This is a genomic window from Rhizobium sp. M10, assembly GCF_002531955.1.
In the GTDB taxonomy this organism is placed as follows: domain Bacteria; phylum Pseudomonadota; class Alphaproteobacteria; order Rhizobiales; family Rhizobiaceae; genus Rhizobium; species Rhizobium etli_C.
Window position 1 is genome coordinate 217,341 of record NZ_NWTA01000006.1, and the last position, 15,033, is coordinate 232,373.

At 60.8% G+C, this 15,033-nt stretch carries 12 protein-coding genes; 5 read left to right on the forward strand and 7 right to left on the reverse strand.

Features of this window, described 5'->3' with window-relative positions; all coding sequences use genetic code 11:
* Positions 1-23 precede the first annotated feature (23 nt).
* The 5 genes from CO671_RS12530 (at position 24) to CO671_RS12550 (ending at position 5,363) form a co-directional block, all read left to right on the forward strand.
* The gene (locus tag CO671_RS12530) at positions 24-1,034 is read left to right on the forward strand and encodes an ABC transporter substrate-binding protein (RefSeq protein WP_097606183.1); all 1,011 of its coding nucleotides are present in this window, start codon (positions 24-26) and stop codon (positions 1,032-1,034) included.
* A gap of 112 nt (positions 1,035-1,146) precedes the next feature.
* A complete protein-coding gene (locus CO671_RS12535) occupies positions 1,147-2,019 on the forward strand; it encodes an ABC transporter permease (protein WP_010031644.1) in 873 nt (290 codons plus the stop codon).
* A gap of 2 nt (positions 2,020-2,021) precedes the next feature.
* Positions 2,022-2,822: an ABC transporter permease gene (locus CO671_RS12540; RefSeq protein ID WP_010031645.1), complete on the forward strand. Its 801-nt coding sequence runs from the start codon at positions 2,022-2,024 to the stop codon at positions 2,820-2,822.
* Positions 2,819-3,898, forward strand: a complete 1,080-nt coding sequence (locus tag CO671_RS12545) for an ABC transporter ATP-binding protein (protein ID WP_097606184.1) — start codon at positions 2,819-2,821, stop codon at positions 3,896-3,898. The genes CO671_RS12540 and CO671_RS12545 overlap by 4 nt, the downstream gene beginning before the upstream one ends.
* A 10-nt stretch (positions 3,899-3,908) precedes the next feature.
* Positions 3,909-5,363, forward strand: a complete 1,455-nt coding sequence (locus tag CO671_RS12550) for an NAD-dependent succinate-semialdehyde dehydrogenase (protein ID WP_097606185.1) — start codon at positions 3,909-3,911, stop codon at positions 5,361-5,363.
* 91 nt (positions 5,364-5,454) lie between these two features.
* On the opposite strand, the gene CO671_RS12555 is transcribed toward CO671_RS12550, so the two are convergent.
* Genes CO671_RS12555 through CO671_RS12585 form a run of 7 tightly spaced genes read right to left on the reverse strand, consistent with a single transcriptional unit; the run spans position 5,455 to position 15,024 of the window.
* The gene (locus CO671_RS12555) at positions 5,455-6,984 is read right to left on the reverse strand and encodes an FAD-dependent oxidoreductase (RefSeq protein WP_097606186.1); all 1,530 of its coding nucleotides are present in this window, start codon (positions 6,982-6,984) and stop codon (positions 5,455-5,457) included.
* Positions 6,981-8,198, reverse strand: a complete 1,218-nt coding sequence (locus tag CO671_RS12560; protein WP_097606187.1) for an NAD(P)-dependent oxidoreductase — start codon at positions 8,196-8,198, stop codon at positions 6,981-6,983. Before CO671_RS12560 ends, CO671_RS12555 begins: the two co-directional genes overlap by 4 nt.
* A 9-nt stretch (positions 8,199-8,207) precedes the next feature.
* Positions 8,208-9,188 (reverse strand): GHMP kinase, encoded by a 981-nt coding sequence (locus tag CO671_RS12565; protein WP_097606188.1) that lies wholly within the window; start codon positions 9,186-9,188, stop codon positions 8,208-8,210.
* Complete coding sequence (locus CO671_RS12570) at positions 9,185-11,134, reverse strand: HAD-IIIA family hydrolase (protein WP_097606189.1); 1,950 nt, start codon at positions 11,132-11,134, stop codon at positions 9,185-9,187. Before CO671_RS12570 ends, CO671_RS12565 begins: the two co-directional genes overlap by 4 nt.
* On the reverse strand, positions 11,124-12,065 hold the full coding sequence (locus CO671_RS12575) for an NAD-dependent epimerase/dehydratase family protein (protein WP_097606190.1): 942 nt from the start codon (positions 12,063-12,065) through the stop codon (positions 11,124-11,126). The genes CO671_RS12570 and CO671_RS12575 overlap by 11 nt, the downstream gene beginning before the upstream one ends.
* Positions 12,066-12,097: 32 nt before the next feature.
* Positions 12,098-13,057: a lysylphosphatidylglycerol synthase transmembrane domain-containing protein gene (locus CO671_RS12580; RefSeq protein ID WP_097606191.1), complete on the reverse strand. Its 960-nt coding sequence runs from the start codon at positions 13,055-13,057 to the stop codon at positions 12,098-12,100.
* Positions 13,054-15,024, reverse strand: a complete 1,971-nt coding sequence (locus CO671_RS12585; RefSeq protein ID WP_097606192.1) for a hypothetical protein — start codon at positions 15,022-15,024, stop codon at positions 13,054-13,056. Before CO671_RS12585 ends, CO671_RS12580 begins: the two co-directional genes overlap by 4 nt.
* Positions 15,025-15,033 lie beyond the last annotated feature (9 nt).

Consider the following 15,033-nt stretch of genomic DNA (forward strand, 5'->3'; position numbering starts at 1 on the left):
AACCACAACAGGGATAAGGGAACATGAAAACGACATTTGCTTTCGCGGCGGTTGCCGCATTCGTGGCGGTCTCCGCGCCGGCACACGCCGACAGCATGGTCTTCTCGAGCTGGGGCGGAACGACCCAGGATGCGCAGAAGGCGGCATGGGCAAGCCCATTCACGGAGAAAACAGGCATTACCGTCGTGCAGGACGGCCCGACCGACTACGGCAAGCTCAAGGCCATGGTCGAGGCCGGCGAAGTCAACTGGGATGTCGTCGACGTTGAAGGCGACTATGCCGCCCAGGCCGGCAAGGCTGGCCAGCTCGAGAAGCTCGACTTTTCCGTCATCGACAAATCCAAGCTCGATCCGCGCTTCGTCACCGACTATTCGGTCGGCAGCTTCTACTATTCCTTCGTCATCGGCTGCAATGCCGATGCCGTCAAAGCCTGCCCGAAGACATGGGCCGACCTCTTCGACACGACGAAATTTCCCGGCAAGCGCACCTTCTACAAGTGGTCGGCTCCCGGCGTGATCGAAGCGGCGCTGCTTGCCGACGGCGTGCCTGCCGACAAGCTTTATCCGCTCGATCTCGACCGCGCCTTCAAGAAGCTCGATACGATCAAGTCGGATATCATCTGGTGGTCGGGCGGCGCCCAGTCGCAGCAGCTGCTGGCCTCGGCCGAGGCGCCCTTCGGCAGCGTCTGGAACGGCCGCATGACGGCGCTTGCGGCGACCGGCATCAAGGTTGAAACCTCCTGGGAGCAGAACATCACCGCTGCCGATGCGCTCGTCGTGCCGAAGGGCGCGCCGAATGTCGAGGCGGCGATGAAGTTCATCGCGCTGGCAACCTCGGCCGAACCGCAGGCTGCCCTTGCAAAGGCTACGGGATATGCGCCGATCAACCTCGATTCGGCCAAGCTGATGGACCCGGAAACCGCCAAGACGCTGCCGGATCAGCAGACCGCAAGCCAGGTCAATGCCGACATGAACTACTGGGCTGATAATCGCGATGCCATCGGCGAGAAGTGGTACGCCTGGCAGGCGAAATAGTCCGAAACTGGAGATGAACGGGCACGGCGAAAATTTGCCGTGTCTCCTGCAGCGGCGGTACCCGTCCATTGGACCTCGCCGCTGCGGAAATTGACGGGTGGGAAGGACTGTCATGTCGACGTATAGCGACGCCTCCGGCGCAATCATGCCTCTGCCAAAGATACGCAGGGCAACAGGACTTGGTGGGGTCGTTCCGGCTCTTGCCTTCGTGGGCATCTTTTTCGTCGCGCCGGTGGCGATCCTGCTGCTGCGCAGCGTATTGGAGCCCGTTCCGGGCCTTGGAAACTATGCCCAGCTGATCGGCTCTGCCACCTATCTCAAGATTTTCGCCAATACCTTCATCGTCTCAGGCCTCGTCACCGTGATTTCGCTTGCGATCGGATTTCCCGTCGCCTGGGCGCTGGCGATCATGCCCGGTCGGCTGAGCACGGTGATCTTTGCGATCCTGCTTCTCTCGATGTGGACCAACCTTTTGGCCCGCACCTATGCCTGGATGGTGCTTCTGCAACGCACCGGGCTCATCAACAAGATGCTGATGGGAATGGGCCTGATCGACCAGCCGCTGGCGCTCGTCAACAATCTGACCGGTGTGACGATCGGCATGACCTATATCATGCTACCTTTCATCATCCTGCCGCTCTACGGCGTGATCAAGAAGATCGACCCGTCGACGCTGCAGGCGGCAGCCCTTTGCGGCGCCAACCGCTGGCAGTGCCTGACGCGGGTTCTGCTGCCGTTGGCGATGCCCGGCATGGCGGCTGGCGCCCTGATGGTCTTCGTGATGTCGCTCGGTTATTTCGTCACGCCCTCGCTTCTCGGCGGCACTGCCAACATGATGCTGGCAGAACTGATCGCGCAGTTCGTGCAGTCGCTGGTCAACTGGGGAATGGGCGGTGCAGCGGCGCTGGTGCTCCTGGTGGTGACGCTCTCGCTCTATGCCGTGCAGCTGCGTTTCTTCGGCAATCAGAACCCGGGAGGACGTTGATTATGCTGCTCAATTTCGACCGTCTCGGCTGGTGGAAATACGTCCTGCTCGCGATCACGCTTCTGACCGCAGCCTTCCTGCTGCTGCCGATCGTCTTCATCGCGGCACTGTCCTTCGGCTCCTCGCAATGGTTGATCTTTCCGCCGCCGGGCTGGACCTTCCAGTGGTACAACGAACTCTTCGCCGACCCGCGCTGGCTGGAATCGGCTCTGACGAGCTTCAAGATCGCCGTCATCGTCACGGTTCTGTCGGTGCTGCTCGGGCTCGTGACATCTTTCGGCCTGGTGCGCGGTTCCTTCATGTTCCGCGATGCGCTGAAAGCGCTATTCTTGACGCCGATGATCCTGCCGGTCGTGGTTCTCGCGGTTGCCCTCTACGCCTTCTTCCTCCGGATCGGCCTTGGCGGCACCCTGACGGGCTTCGTCATTTCGCACCTCGTGCTGGCGCTGCCCTTCTCGATCCTATCCATATCGAGCGCGCTGGAAGGCTTCGACAAGTCGATCGAGGACGCTGCCGTGCTCTGCGGCGCCTCGCCTTTGGAAGCGAAGATCAGGGTCACGCTTCCGGCGATCAGCCATGGGCTGTTTTCGGCCGCCGTCTTTTCGTTCCTGACATCCTGGGACGAGGTGGTGGTGGCGATCTTCATGTCCAGCCCGACCCTGCAGACGCTGCCGGTGAAGGTATGGGCGACGCTCAGGCAAGACCTGACGCCTGTTGTCGCTGCCGCGTCGACCCTTCTCATCCTTTTGACGATCATCTTGATGGCGCTGGTTGCCGTCGTGCGTAAGGTACTGAAACAATGAACGAACCATTCCTTCAGATCCGCGGAATACGCAAGGAATACGGCCCCGTCGTCGCCGTGCACGACGTCAATCTCGATGTCCGGCGCGGTGAATTCCTGACTTTCCTCGGTCCGTCCGGATCCGGCAAGAGCACGACGCTCTACATCCTGGCCGGCTTTGAAAACCCGACCAAAGGCGACATTACGCTCGAGGGCAAGACGCTGCTCGCCACGCCGTCGCACAAGCGCAATATCGGCATGGTGTTCCAGCGCTACACCCTGTTTCCGCATCTGACGGTCGGTGAAAACATCGCTTTTCCGCTGAAGGTCCGGCGCAAGTCCAGGGCGGAAATCGACAGCAAGGTGAAGGAGATGCTGCGCCTTGTCCGGCTCGAAGGCTTCGAGGATCGCAAGCCGGCGCAGATGTCCGGCGGTCAGCAGCAGCGTGTCGCCCTTGCCAGGGCTCTTGCCTATGATCCGCCGGTGCTGCTGATGGACGAGCCGCTGTCGGCGCTCGACAAGAAGCTGCGCGAGGAAATCCAGCATGAGATCCGCCGCATCCACCAGCAGACGGAAGTGACGATCCTCTACGTCACGCACGACCAGGAAGAGGCGCTGCGGCTCTCCGACCGCATTGCCGTCTTTTCCAAGGGCGTCATCGATCAGATCGGTACTGGCCCGGAGCTCTACGCCAATCCCAAGACGCGCTTCGTTGCCGAATTCATCGGCGATAGCGACTTCATTTCATGCGACCTGGTGTCGTCCTCCGACGGACAAGCCACCATAGCGCTCGGAGGCGGAACCATCTTCAACCAGATTCCGGTGCATGGAAAAGGGACCTCCGGCGCAAGGGCGGCGCTGATGCTGAGGCCGGAGCGCATCCGGCTGTCGCGCGCGAGAGCCGCCGGCGCAGGTCTTGCCGCGACGGTCAGCGACATTACCTTTCTCGGCAACAACATCCACGTCTCCACGGAGACGGCGACAGGCGAGGCGCTTTCGGTTCGCTTGCCGTTCGGTCATGAGGCTATTGCCGGGCTCAATCGTGGAGATATAGTCCATCTCGATTTCGATCCCGGCGCCGCTCACGTATTCTGTTGAAAGTTGTCCCATGAAACTCAATGATCCCTCGCTGTTCCGCCAGGCATGCCCCATCGCCGATCGCTGGATCGAAGCGGAAGGTCGCGCGTCGGCCATGGTCCGCAATCCGGCGACAGGTGAGGTGCTGGGCGCGGTCCCCGATTTCGGTGCGACGGAAACCGAAGATGCCATCCGGGCCGCCGTCATCGCCCAGAAGCTTTGGGCGAAGAAGACCGCCGGCGAGCGCGCCGCCGTTCTCAAGGCTTGGCATCGCCTGATGATCGAAAACCGTGACGATCTGGCGATGATCCTGACGCTGGAACAGGGAAAGCCCTTGGCCGAAGCCAAGGGGGAAATCACCTATGGTGCGAGCTTCATCGAGTGGTTTGCCGAAGAGGCACGACGCATCAACGGCGAGATCGTACCGGGGCATCAGCCGGACAAGCGCATCCTTGTGCTGCGCCAGCCGGCCGGCGTCGTGGCTGCAATCACGCCCTGGAACTTTCCGAACGCGATGATCACGCGCAAGATCGGCCCCGCGCTTGCCGCTGGCTGCGCCGTCGTTCTCAAGCCGGCGCTGCAGACGCCGTTCTCCGCGATCGCGATCGCCGTCCTCGCAGAGCGAGCCGGCCTGCCGGCGGGACTTCTCAACATTGTCACAGGTGACGCAGCTGCAATCGGCGGAGCGCTGACCGCCAGCCGCGATATCAGGGTCCTGACCTTCACCGGCTCCACCCGAACGGGCGAGCTGCTTTACCGGCAATGTGCGCCGACGATCAAGAAGCTCGGTCTCGAGCTCGGCGGCAATGCACCCTTCATCGTGTTCGACGACGCCGATCTCGACGCGGCGGTCGAAGGCGCCATCATCGCCAAATTCCGCAACAACGGTCAGACCTGCGTCTGCGCCAACCGGCTTTATATCCAGGACGGCGTCTACGAGGCATTTGCAGCCAAGCTCGCCGAGGCCGTTTCGCAGTTGAAGGTCGGCAACGGTCTGGAGCGTGACGTCGTGCTTGGCCCGCTCATCGACGACAATGCCGTTGCCAAGGTCGAAAGCCATATTCAGGACGCCGTGGCAAAGGGCGCCGGGATCGTAACGGGAGGCAAGCGCCACGCGCTTGGCGGCCATTTCTTCGAGCCGACGATTCTGCGTGACGTTGCTGCCGGCATGCAGGTGGCGCGTGAGGAAACCTTTGGGCCGCTTGCACCGCTTTTCCGGTTCCGCGACGAGCAGGACGTCATCGAGCAGGCAAATGACACCGAGTTCGGACTTGCCTCCTATTTTTATGCGCGGGATCTGTCGCGGGTCTTCCGCGTGGCCGAGGCGCTTGAATATGGAATGGTCGGGGTTAATACCGGTCTCGTATCCACCGCCGAGGCGCCGTTCGGCGGCGTCAAGATGTCGGGTCTCGGCCGCGAAGGCTCCAGGCACGGATTGGACGAATATACCGAGCTCAAATATGTATGCCTGGGCGGCATTGCCTGATTTCGATCGGCGACTGTGCTTCGCCGGGCCGCTGCTATCATTGGCCGGCGATGCCTTGCCGCAATTGCGGACCTGAAAGAGGCAGCGGACATCAGAGCGCCGGGTTTGCTTCCGTTTCAGCGAGGCGCTGGGCAATGCGATCGGCATTCGCCATAATTGTCATTGTGATGTATTTCGAGGAGAGTTCGGGAAGAATCGAGCCGTCGACGACGTGAAGACCCGGATGGAGATTCAATTCACCGTCCACCGAGGTACCGAACGGCCCCGTTGCGCCCATAGGCAGGGTGCCGGCAAAATGCGCATCGACCCCCGGTTCCGCCAGCGATGCGCCCGGAAGCGGAATGAGCCCCAACCGTTGCCACTCGCGGCGAAGCCTTCTTTTCAGATCCTTGGCGCGGATATCGAAACCGTCTGCAAAACCGCCCCGGACGGTCATGCCTTTTCCTGCCGCTGTATCGCGATGGATGTAGCTCCGGCTTTGGTCGCCAGGATAATAGATCGTCGCAACCAGCAGGCTGCCGGCGATCGTTTCGAACGCAGCCCGCCCGGCCTTTCTGCCGAGCGGCATCCTGTTGACGAAGCTCTGCGCCGGCAGCGAGCCGACTTCATAGACCGCTCCCGTCACATAATCGGATGCGCGCTCGCCGTAACGCAGCGACAATCCAAGTTGCGCCAGGCTGTGGGTCGCCGTGGCCGAGCGCAGCAATCTTGCCGGAGAGAGCAGAGGAATGGCGAGTGTCGGACTGTTCAAAAGGCGCAGTCCTTCACCGCCGATCGGCAGGAGGTCCGCCAACAGGGCGGCGGTTCCGAGCACGCCGGCGGCGAGAATGATCCTCGGCGCAGAGAATGACGATCCGTCGGCCGTTCCGATCGTCCAGCCCGCGTTGGACGTCAGAGATATGGCCCGCATGTTGTCGAGCAACCGAAAATGCGGCGACTTTTGCAACGCAAGCAGATCCTGCCGACTGTTATAGATTGCGCCGCTCGGGCAGCCATAGAGACAGTCGCCGCGCAGGTCGCACGCCGCCCGCCCGGGCCTCGGCTCCGAAAGGATGGCGTTGACGGCGGGAAAAAGCCGAAACGACCCATCCGCCGGCTTTGCGATCTCGTGCCGACGAAGGACATGGGCGGCTGTGGCGCCAAGTGGCAGGACAGGTCCGCTGTTGGCGCCTGCGGTCAAATCGGCATTCGTGCTGATCCCGACGCGTTGCGATATACGTTCGTAGGATCTCTGCAGCAGCTCGATATCGATAGGCCAAGCTGCGATGTCCTCGGCATCGAGGTAGCTGATTTGCGCTCCCCATATATTGGAAAGACCGCCGCGGGCGAGGCTGGCGACCGGCATGAATCCGTCGCCTGTGATCCCTGACTCGCGCCGGAACCGTTCAAGAATTCCGCGGGCCACCGGGGTCTGCAGTTTCGGTGAACTGCCATCGTCGGCGCGCAGCGATTCCAGATTGCGTCCCAAGACCCGGGCGCTGCGGCTCTCATCCTCCGATCCGGCATCATTGCCGGCATCCAGCATCAGCACGCGGCGCCCGGCCGCTATCAGTGGAAACGCAGCGGAGACGCCTGCCGGGCCGCTGCCGACGATGATGAAGTCGGCATCGGGCGTCTTCATCGGTATCGTCCCGCCAAAAGCGCGCGGAGCGGGAACAGCAGGACATCGCCGGCGATGGTCAACATGGCGCCGAAAAGTCCGGTCTTTTTGGCCGAATATCTTTCCGGCTCGCTCGCGAGATCTGCGAGATAGAGGGCGCGCGCCAGGCGATGCTGCGTGCGATTGGCCGGCGGCTCGAAGAGGGCGAGCAGGCACGGATGCCGGATCAGCATTGGGGAGAGGCCGAGCGGCGACAGCCCTTCGCGCCGAAGCCCTTCGCCGAACCGCTGCAGTTGCAACTCTGTCGGCGTGATGCCGAGATATTGCAGCAGCGCCTTCGCCTCACCGTGGGGCTCTTCCTGGTCTGTTTCGGCAAACTCTTGCGTCAGCACCGTTATCGGATCGGCCGGATTCAAGTTCAACAGCCTGAGGCTTTCCGCGCTCTCCATCGGTGCTGCGCCCGCGAGCCCCAGGACCCGCTCCGGATCGACAGTCGGGATCAACGGCACAAGCTTGGTCATCCGGCAGGCAAAAAGAGCGAAGCCCAGCGGGATCGGTATGAAATGAAGCTTGCCCTTGCCCTGGCTGCGGCGAAGAATGCTGAGCCAGGCGGCGAAGCTGATCGGTTTTTCCTGCGCGAGCATGAATGTTTGCGGCTGCAGGTCTTCCCGGGTCGCCAGCGCCAAAAGGCCTGCAGCAACCTCATCGAGATGAATCGGCTGGACCTTTCGGCTGAGCCCTATCATCGGCAGGAGCGGACTCAAGCCTGCCAGCTTCGCCATCAGGCCGTACATCGCAACCCGTGGGCCGCCGTAGACAAGACCGATCCGCGCGATGCGAACGATGGGTGCTCCAGAGCTGGCAGCCAGGTGCTGTTCGATCCTGAACTTGGTGCGTCCGTAAACGTTGAGCGCTTCCTGCCGGGACGATGTGGAGGAGGAAAAGACGAAGTGCGGCACGCCGGCCGCTCTTGCCGCTTCGGCCAGTTTAACGGTTCCCGATATATTGATGTTGTTTTCTTCAGCCGCCTCCGGCTCGGTCGCCCAGGAATGCGCGAGATGGATGACTGCGGCCGCTCCCTCCAGATCGGATGCAGCAGGCTCATCCCCGATGCGCCATTTCGCTCCGGAGCGCCGGCCGAATTCAATCACCTCGAAGCCGAGCTCACGCGCTGTCGCCGCAAGTCTTGCGCCGATATAGCCTGTCGATCCCGTGATGATAAGACGCTGTGCCATTCACGCCCTCTACTGTGCAAAGGCGATGCGCGCGCCGCTCCAGTCGAAACGAAACTCGATCTCCTTGAGTTGCGACAGCGCTTGCCGGACCTTTGCCTGGCGGTCTTTCGGGCAATAGAGGACGAGGAAGCCCCCACCGCCGGCACCCGCGAGCTTGCCGCCGATCGCACCGGCAGCCCGCGCGGCATCGTAAAACTCGTCGATCGTGCTGTTGGTGATCTGCGATGTCAGCGACCTCTTCATCATCCATCCGCGATGCAGCGCTTCGCCGAAGGCACCGAGATCCCCGCTCATCAGGATGTCGCGCATTTCGTAGGCCAGTTGCACCATGCGCTCGACGGTCCGGAACTTGTCCTCATCCGTTTCCATCGCCTGCACCTGCGTCGACAGCACAGAACGCGTATCGCGCTGGCTGCCAGTGAAAAACAGCAGGATATTGCTCTCGAGCTCTGCCATCTTCTCAGAGCTGAGGACAACGGGCTGAACGTTCACGCCGCCATTGGAATTGAACTCGATAAAGTTCAGGCCGCCATGCGCTGCTGCGTACTGGTCCTGTTTGCCGATCGGCTCCTTCAGGATGTCGATTTCGAGCTTGCAGGCTTCTTCCGCCAACTGATCCTTGGAGGCGAAGCGCGACCGGTGGGCATAAAGCGCGTTGATCAGCGCCACCGAAAAGGAGCTGGAGGATCCGAGACCGGTGCCGGAAGGAATGTCGGCGACGGAGGCGACTTCGATGCCGGGCTCGACCCGATGCATGCGCAAGGCCTCGCGCAGCAGCGGATGGGCAATATCCTCAAGCGTGTCGGCCAGTTCGGTGCGGGTGTATTTGAGGTGATATTTGTTTTCGTTGAAATAGTTGTGCACGATCACGAAGCTGTATTTGGCGATCGCGCAGGACAATACCGCGCCCGCCTGACGACGGTAATAGGACGCTATATCCGAGCCGCCGCCGGCAAAACTGACCCGAAAAGGTGCGGATGAAACGATCAAAGGAGTGCCTCCTCGAGATTGATGATAATATCGGCCGATGTGCGCTGCAGATCGATCCTCGGCCACTCTTCCTGAATTCGCGACTGCCAGAGCTCTTCGGCCGCCGCTGGTGTTAGGCCCTTCCAGGCGTAAAACTTATGAAAGCGCTCCAGCAGCGCCTGCTGCGAGGCTTCGACGAAGACAGTCATATCGACGTCCTCGCGGATCGACGCATGTCCGGCAAAGATGCCGTCCAGAAGGATCACGTCGGCATCACGCGCATCGTAGAGGGTCGGAGATGCATGCTGGCCACGGCTTGCCGCGTCGTAACCCGGTGCCTCGAGCCGTCCGGATTGACGCAGCATTCTGACGATCTCGGGATAATGCTCCACCCTGTTGCGTTCTTCCGCATCCATATCGGGTCGGCGATGCTCGAGCGGCAGTATCCAGCGGTCGAGCTCCAGCCGCAGCACGCTGCGCCCGGCTTCCGAGAGAAGCCGTTGTGCGGCATGCGCGGACGTGCTTTTCCCTGAGCGTGAACGACCGCATATGCCCACGAGCAGCGGGCCTGCCGCATTGGAAAGCCGCTCATCAATCGCTTTGAAGAGAGCTTGCCCAGTGTCGTGGTAGCTGCATTGAAAGCGAACAGCATCATAGACCGTGTCGAAGACCAGGTCGGCGCGGGGGATTCCTGTTTCTGCGGCAGGATAGCTCCTATCGTCCCGCAGGGCGTAACCGGTCCGGACGCCATAGGCCCAGATCCCGGCTTTGCGGCCCGCACCGATATCGCGCAGGCTATCCCCAATGATGGCGGATCTCGACTTTTCGATCGGCAGTTCCGCCATGGCTTGGCGGATCATCAGATCTCCGGGCTTGCGGCAAGCGCAATCGATCTTGAGTTCGGGCACCTCGTCGGGGAACCCTTTGTCCGGATGATGCGGACAAAAGTAGATACGATCCAGGACGCCGCCGTCTTCGGCCAGCTCGGCCTCCAGACGACCGAGAACATGATCCAGGCCGGCTTCGTCAAGCAGGCCTTTGGCGACCTGCGGCCTGTTGGTTACGGCGACCGCGAGGAAGCCAGTCTCGCGGGCGAGCCGTACCGCTTGGCCGGCGCGGCCGACCAACGTCACCTGGTCGGGATGAATGACGCCATGGCCGCCGACGTCTTCGTTGAGCACGCCGTCGCAATCGAAGAACACCGCGGGTCTTCGGACCGATAAGTGGATTGCATGGACACGGCCCTGGCGAAGATCCTCGGCCGCGGCGGCATGCCGGCTCGGAGAGCCGGTATCCTTCATATATTCGGGCGTGTCGTAGATTGCGACCGGAATGGAACGCTCGAGAAGATCGGGAATGACATCATGGATCATGTCGGCCTGCTGGCCCGGCAGGAGCGTCTCGAAGAACTGACCGGAAGCCACGTACAAGCCGGCCGGCACGAGATTGCGCCAATCCGCATCGCGTGGCGCCTTGCGAGCCAAGAGGCGCGTGAGATAGCCGTTCTTCTGAACGACGATATCGGATGTGCGCGGATGATCGTTGGGATGCGCGATGATCGTCAGGGCGGCGGGAAATTGCTGGCGATGCCGCGCCAGCGCCGACAGATCGAGATCGAAAAGCATGTCACCATAGACGATCAGGACATCGTCGGCGATCGTGTCCAAAGTCGTCAGGCAGCCGGCCGTGCCGAGCGGCGACGTCTCCACGAAGACCTCGATCGCAATGCCGAGCTTTTCCGCTTCCGGGCCGAGAGCAGGCTCGAGCTGGCTGCCGAGGTGGCCGCCGAGCACGCGCACATGCCGAACGCCTTCGCGGGCGAGGACGCGGATCTGCCTCAGAATGATCGGCACGCCGTCGATAGGCAGGAGGGCTTTCGGAATGGCATCGCCCGTCATGCTGCGCGCGCGCGTTCCAAGGCCTCCGGCAATAATGATTGCCTCGCGGATAGCGGTGTTAGAACCCATTCGCCAGAATCCGCTCCACGGCGAGTTCAACCGCTTCCGTCGACTTTCGCTTCGGCGACCAGCCCAGCGCTATCAGTTTGCTGATGTCGTAGCTGAAGCGCGGAACGTCGCCCAGCCAGCCGCGATCCTCGCTTCCATATTCGATAGCGGCTCCGGCTGCGACCTTCGAGACCACGATCTCGGCAATATCCCGGACGGAGGTTTCGCCGATGCCGCTGGCATGAAACACTTCATAGGCGCCTGGCGCCTTGTCCCAGGCCAGGAGAATCGCATCCACCAGATCGCCGACATAGAGATAGGGCTTCGTCTGCCTTCCGTTGCCGAGAACCTGAAGCTTCGTCGGATCCGCTTTCAACCTATTGATGAAGTCGTAGATTGCACCGTGCGTCGAACGTTCGCCAACGACGTTGGGAAAGCGCAGCACGAGCGTCTTGATGCCGAATGACAGAGCATAGACGGATAGATAGGCCTCCGCAGCAAGCTTGCTGGCGCCATAGAACGAGATCGGCTGCAAGGGGCCGTGGTTCTCGTGAATATTGCCTTCGGCTTCGCCGAACACCGCGGAAGTGCTGGCGAAGAAAAGCCTGCCGACATCATGCTTGCGCATGATGGCAAGCAGCGTCGTCGTCGTCAGCTGGTTCAGCTGCAGGTCCAGTTCCGTATTGGTATTGCCTGCGGCAATATCGGAATTGGCGGCGAGATGAAAAACTGCATCAGGACGGTCCTCCGCAAAGAGGTGGTCCATACCTTCCCGATCGAGCATATCAAGCTTGTGGAAGCGAAAATCCGCCCGGCCCTGGAGATGATCTATATTGCGCATCCGGCCAAGATGAAGATTGTCGATTGCCGTTACCCGATAACCCGAGTCCAAGAGGCGATCGCAGAGATGGCTGCCGATAAATCCGGCCCCTCCCGTTACCAAGGCATGCATGTCGGCAGCTCCATATGATCTGTTAAGGCTCGTCAGAGCGCTTTGATCTTTCCCGAATGAGGACGCGAAAGGACGAATACACCACCCGCCAAGCCGACCACAAGCTGCAACAGGCCGAAAACCACCGACAGCGTTGCGGCCTCCGTCGTACCGATGCCGAACACGGCAAGCGAGATGATCATGCCGCCTTCGCGCAGGCCCCATCCTCCAACGGAAATGGGAACCATGGCGATCAACAGCACTGGTGGGAACGCGGCTGCGGCCTGACCCCAGTCGAGCGGGAGACCAAGACCGAGAACGAGGATCTCAAGCGAGACGACACCCAAGCCGTGGATGACGAGGGTTAATAGAAATATTCCGAGCATTCTGCGGTGGGCGAGAAAAGCCCCCAGCGCCTCGTTCAGCGCGTGCAGCTTTTCCGGAAGAAGCCGAACGAAGAGATGGCGACGCCAGCTGAACACCAGGGCCGATGCGATGGTTCCCGCGACGCCGAGTGCCGTCAGTTCGGTGAGATAGGGGATTGGGAAGTCGTGCCCGTAAAAGGCGCGCATGATGATCAGTCCGATCAGCGCAACGACCGCCAGCCCGAACAGCGTGAGGATACGGTCCATGACGACGCCAAGCGTGGCTTCCTTGATCGTCAGGCCGTATCTGAGGGCGCCGAATATGCGCGCGGCATCGCCTGGAATGGGACTGGGAAGAGCCTGATTGTAAAAGAGGCTTTGCATGAAGAGTTTCATGGCGCCTGATATTTTCAGCCTCTGTCCGATCATCTCCGATAGAAGGCACCACCGCCACGCCGAAAGCAGGGCCTGGAAGAGAAGAAGGATGACACTGACGCAGATGGTCGTCGCTGACAGGGTCCGGACCGCCGCCCATCCTTCCGTGAAATCGACCTTAAGCGCGATCCATATGACGAGGCCAAGCGCGACGACCACTTTCAGAACCGGGATGCCGATGCGAAGCAATGCGCGGGAGGACGGAGTGGTCACGATGCCCGATCCGCGTCGAAACGGTAGAGCTTCCAGCCGAACCGATCCGTCAATATCAGCGAGGCACGGGGCATCATGCGGGCTATGACGCTGTTGGCCACCGCTATTTTGTCTTCTCCGATGCGTTCGGCGAGGAACGCGCTGCCGGCATCGGGGGGAACGATGAAGTAGCCTATATGATTGTCCCTGATGAAAGCATCGATATCCGAACCCGGTGCAGGCAGCACGTAGCGCGGCAATTGCCAGCCCCCATCGCGGCCGTCGTTATAAGCCGTCGACAATAATGTATTGGCCGTATCGAAGGGTTGAAAAACGGTTCGCAGGTCATGATCAGCGATATAGCGGTACATGAAATAGGCTTCGCGATGGCTCTCCATGTAGGTGTCGACGCTGATCATCCCAAGCACGACGTCGAGCTCTTTCGCCTTGACGGGATCGATGTCGCTGCCGCCCATCCGATGCCAGTGGGAAATCCAGAGTCCCCCGGCCAGCAAGCCGATGGCCACCGGGCTGGCGACCATAGATGCCGGCGAAGAGGCAATTTTCGCAAGGGGAGCGATTTGCGGCAGCACCCGTCGGTCGAGCCATTGATCCAGCCGTTCGCGAACCAACGAGGCGCCGATAAACCCTGTCGAAAAGAAGAGCAGATAGGCTGGCGTCGCCCACCTGATGTGATTGAACATAACGGTGTACCATATCACAAACATGGCAGCGGTAATCGCTGCGAGGAATGCGATGCGCCGGAAAGCTACTGCCAGGCCGGCCAGTATCAAAGCGAGAGCGACGAAAGCATTCGGCTTGCTCGCGAGAAACCACTGGTAAAGAATATGGAGGAAATCGCGCCAGCCTTGCAGAGTTGCGAGATTCGTCACGAAATGCCGGTTGGCGGGATCGAAAGCCCGGCCCAATTCGAGCATGTAATCCGCCATCCAAGCGTCGGTGAGGCCCGGATGACCGAACATGAAAGGATAGATCGGATTGCCGAGGACGATCAGGTTTCTCGCATACCAGTAGCCCGCGACCGCGAGGAATGCGCAGAGGCATGACAGAAAGAGCGGCAGCGATACCCGTCCCTTGAGGAGCATCGGCAGCAATGCCAGCCCTATGAGGCCAACCATTTGCAATTCGGTATATTTTCCGCCGACCGCTCCCCCCAACACGAGCGCACAATGGAAAAGCTCCGCCGGGCGCCGAGTTTCCAGATAACGCCACAGGAAAAGCACGGCTGCGACCGAGAAACACGACCGGGCCAGATCCGTCATCGGTTCGCCGACGCTCCCTCTGAAGAAGGGGATGCTGAGGATCAGAGCGGCCACCAGGAAAAACCCGCATGCCCGCCAACGGCTGGCGCAGCTTGAAAGCAGAAACAGAAACCCGAAGAAAATCGCGATATTCATGACGGACGCGCCGGTCCAGTGACCGCTGACCATCATGACGAGCGCAAACAGCAGATTGAAGAAGAGCGGAATATTGCCGTAGAAGGGATGGTCGATCTGCGGCGACACAAAGCCGGCGTGATCGATGATGCTGTTTGCGAGCGGAATATGGAAAACCCACACGTCGGCGATACCAGACGGAAATAGGGCCAGAACGCTCGAGACATAGCAGAGTATGACGCATGTGAAGGCCGCAAGCGCCGGCAACGGATTTCCGGTTTTCGTTTGAGCGGCAATTTTACGAAGCAGCGAAGCCAGGTCGCAGAGAACGGCGACGAGATCACGCCGCCGCCAGATCATCGAGATCACAACGACAGGAAGAACGATTTCCCATCGCAACCCATGAAATGCGCCAAGGACGGTAGCCGCTGCGCCTGATATCGCCAGAGCCGGCAGAATACCGCTGAATAGGAAATCGGCGCCATCTCGAAAGGGTTGATCGCAATGTCGGTTGAGCCGGGCAACGATGCCTCGGTCGATCACGAGGCCCCATAAGATTATGGAAAGAACCGTGCACCAGCCTAGGATCATGATCGCCCC

Bases quoted from the DNA above. Each gene is read 5' to 3' on its own strand.
- CO671_RS12570 (WP_097606189.1), bottom strand. From the start codon at position 11,134: ATGGGTTCTAACACCGCTATCCGCGAGGCAATCATTATTGCCGGAGGC.
- CO671_RS12555 (WP_097606186.1), bottom strand. From the start codon at position 6,984: ATGAAGACGCCCGATGCCGACTTCATCATCGTCGGCAGCGGCCCGGCA.
- CO671_RS12550 (WP_097606185.1), top strand. From the start codon at position 3,909: ATGAAACTCAATGATCCCTCGCTGTTCCGCCAGGCATGCCCCATCGCC.
- CO671_RS12535 (WP_010031644.1), top strand. From the start codon at position 1,147: ATGTCGACGTATAGCGACGCCTCCGGCGCAATCATGCCTCTGCCAAAG.
- CO671_RS12540 (WP_010031645.1), top strand. From the start codon at position 2,022: ATGCTGCTCAATTTCGACCGTCTCGGCTGGTGGAAATACGTCCTGCTC.
- CO671_RS12530 (WP_097606183.1), top strand. From the start codon at position 24: ATGAAAACGACATTTGCTTTCGCGGCGGTTGCCGCATTCGTGGCGGTC.
- CO671_RS12560 (WP_097606187.1), bottom strand. From the start codon at position 8,198: ATGGCACAGCGTCTTATCATCACGGGATCGACAGGCTATATCGGCGCA.
- CO671_RS12575 (WP_097606190.1), bottom strand. From the start codon at position 12,065: ATGCATGCCTTGGTAACGGGAGGGGCCGGATTTATCGGCAGCCATCTC.
- CO671_RS12545 (WP_097606184.1), top strand. From the start codon at position 2,819: ATGAACGAACCATTCCTTCAGATCCGCGGAATACGCAAGGAATACGGC.
- CO671_RS12585 (WP_097606192.1), bottom strand. From the start codon at position 15,024: ATGATCCTAGGCTGGTGCACGGTTCTTTCCATAATCTTATGGGGCCTC.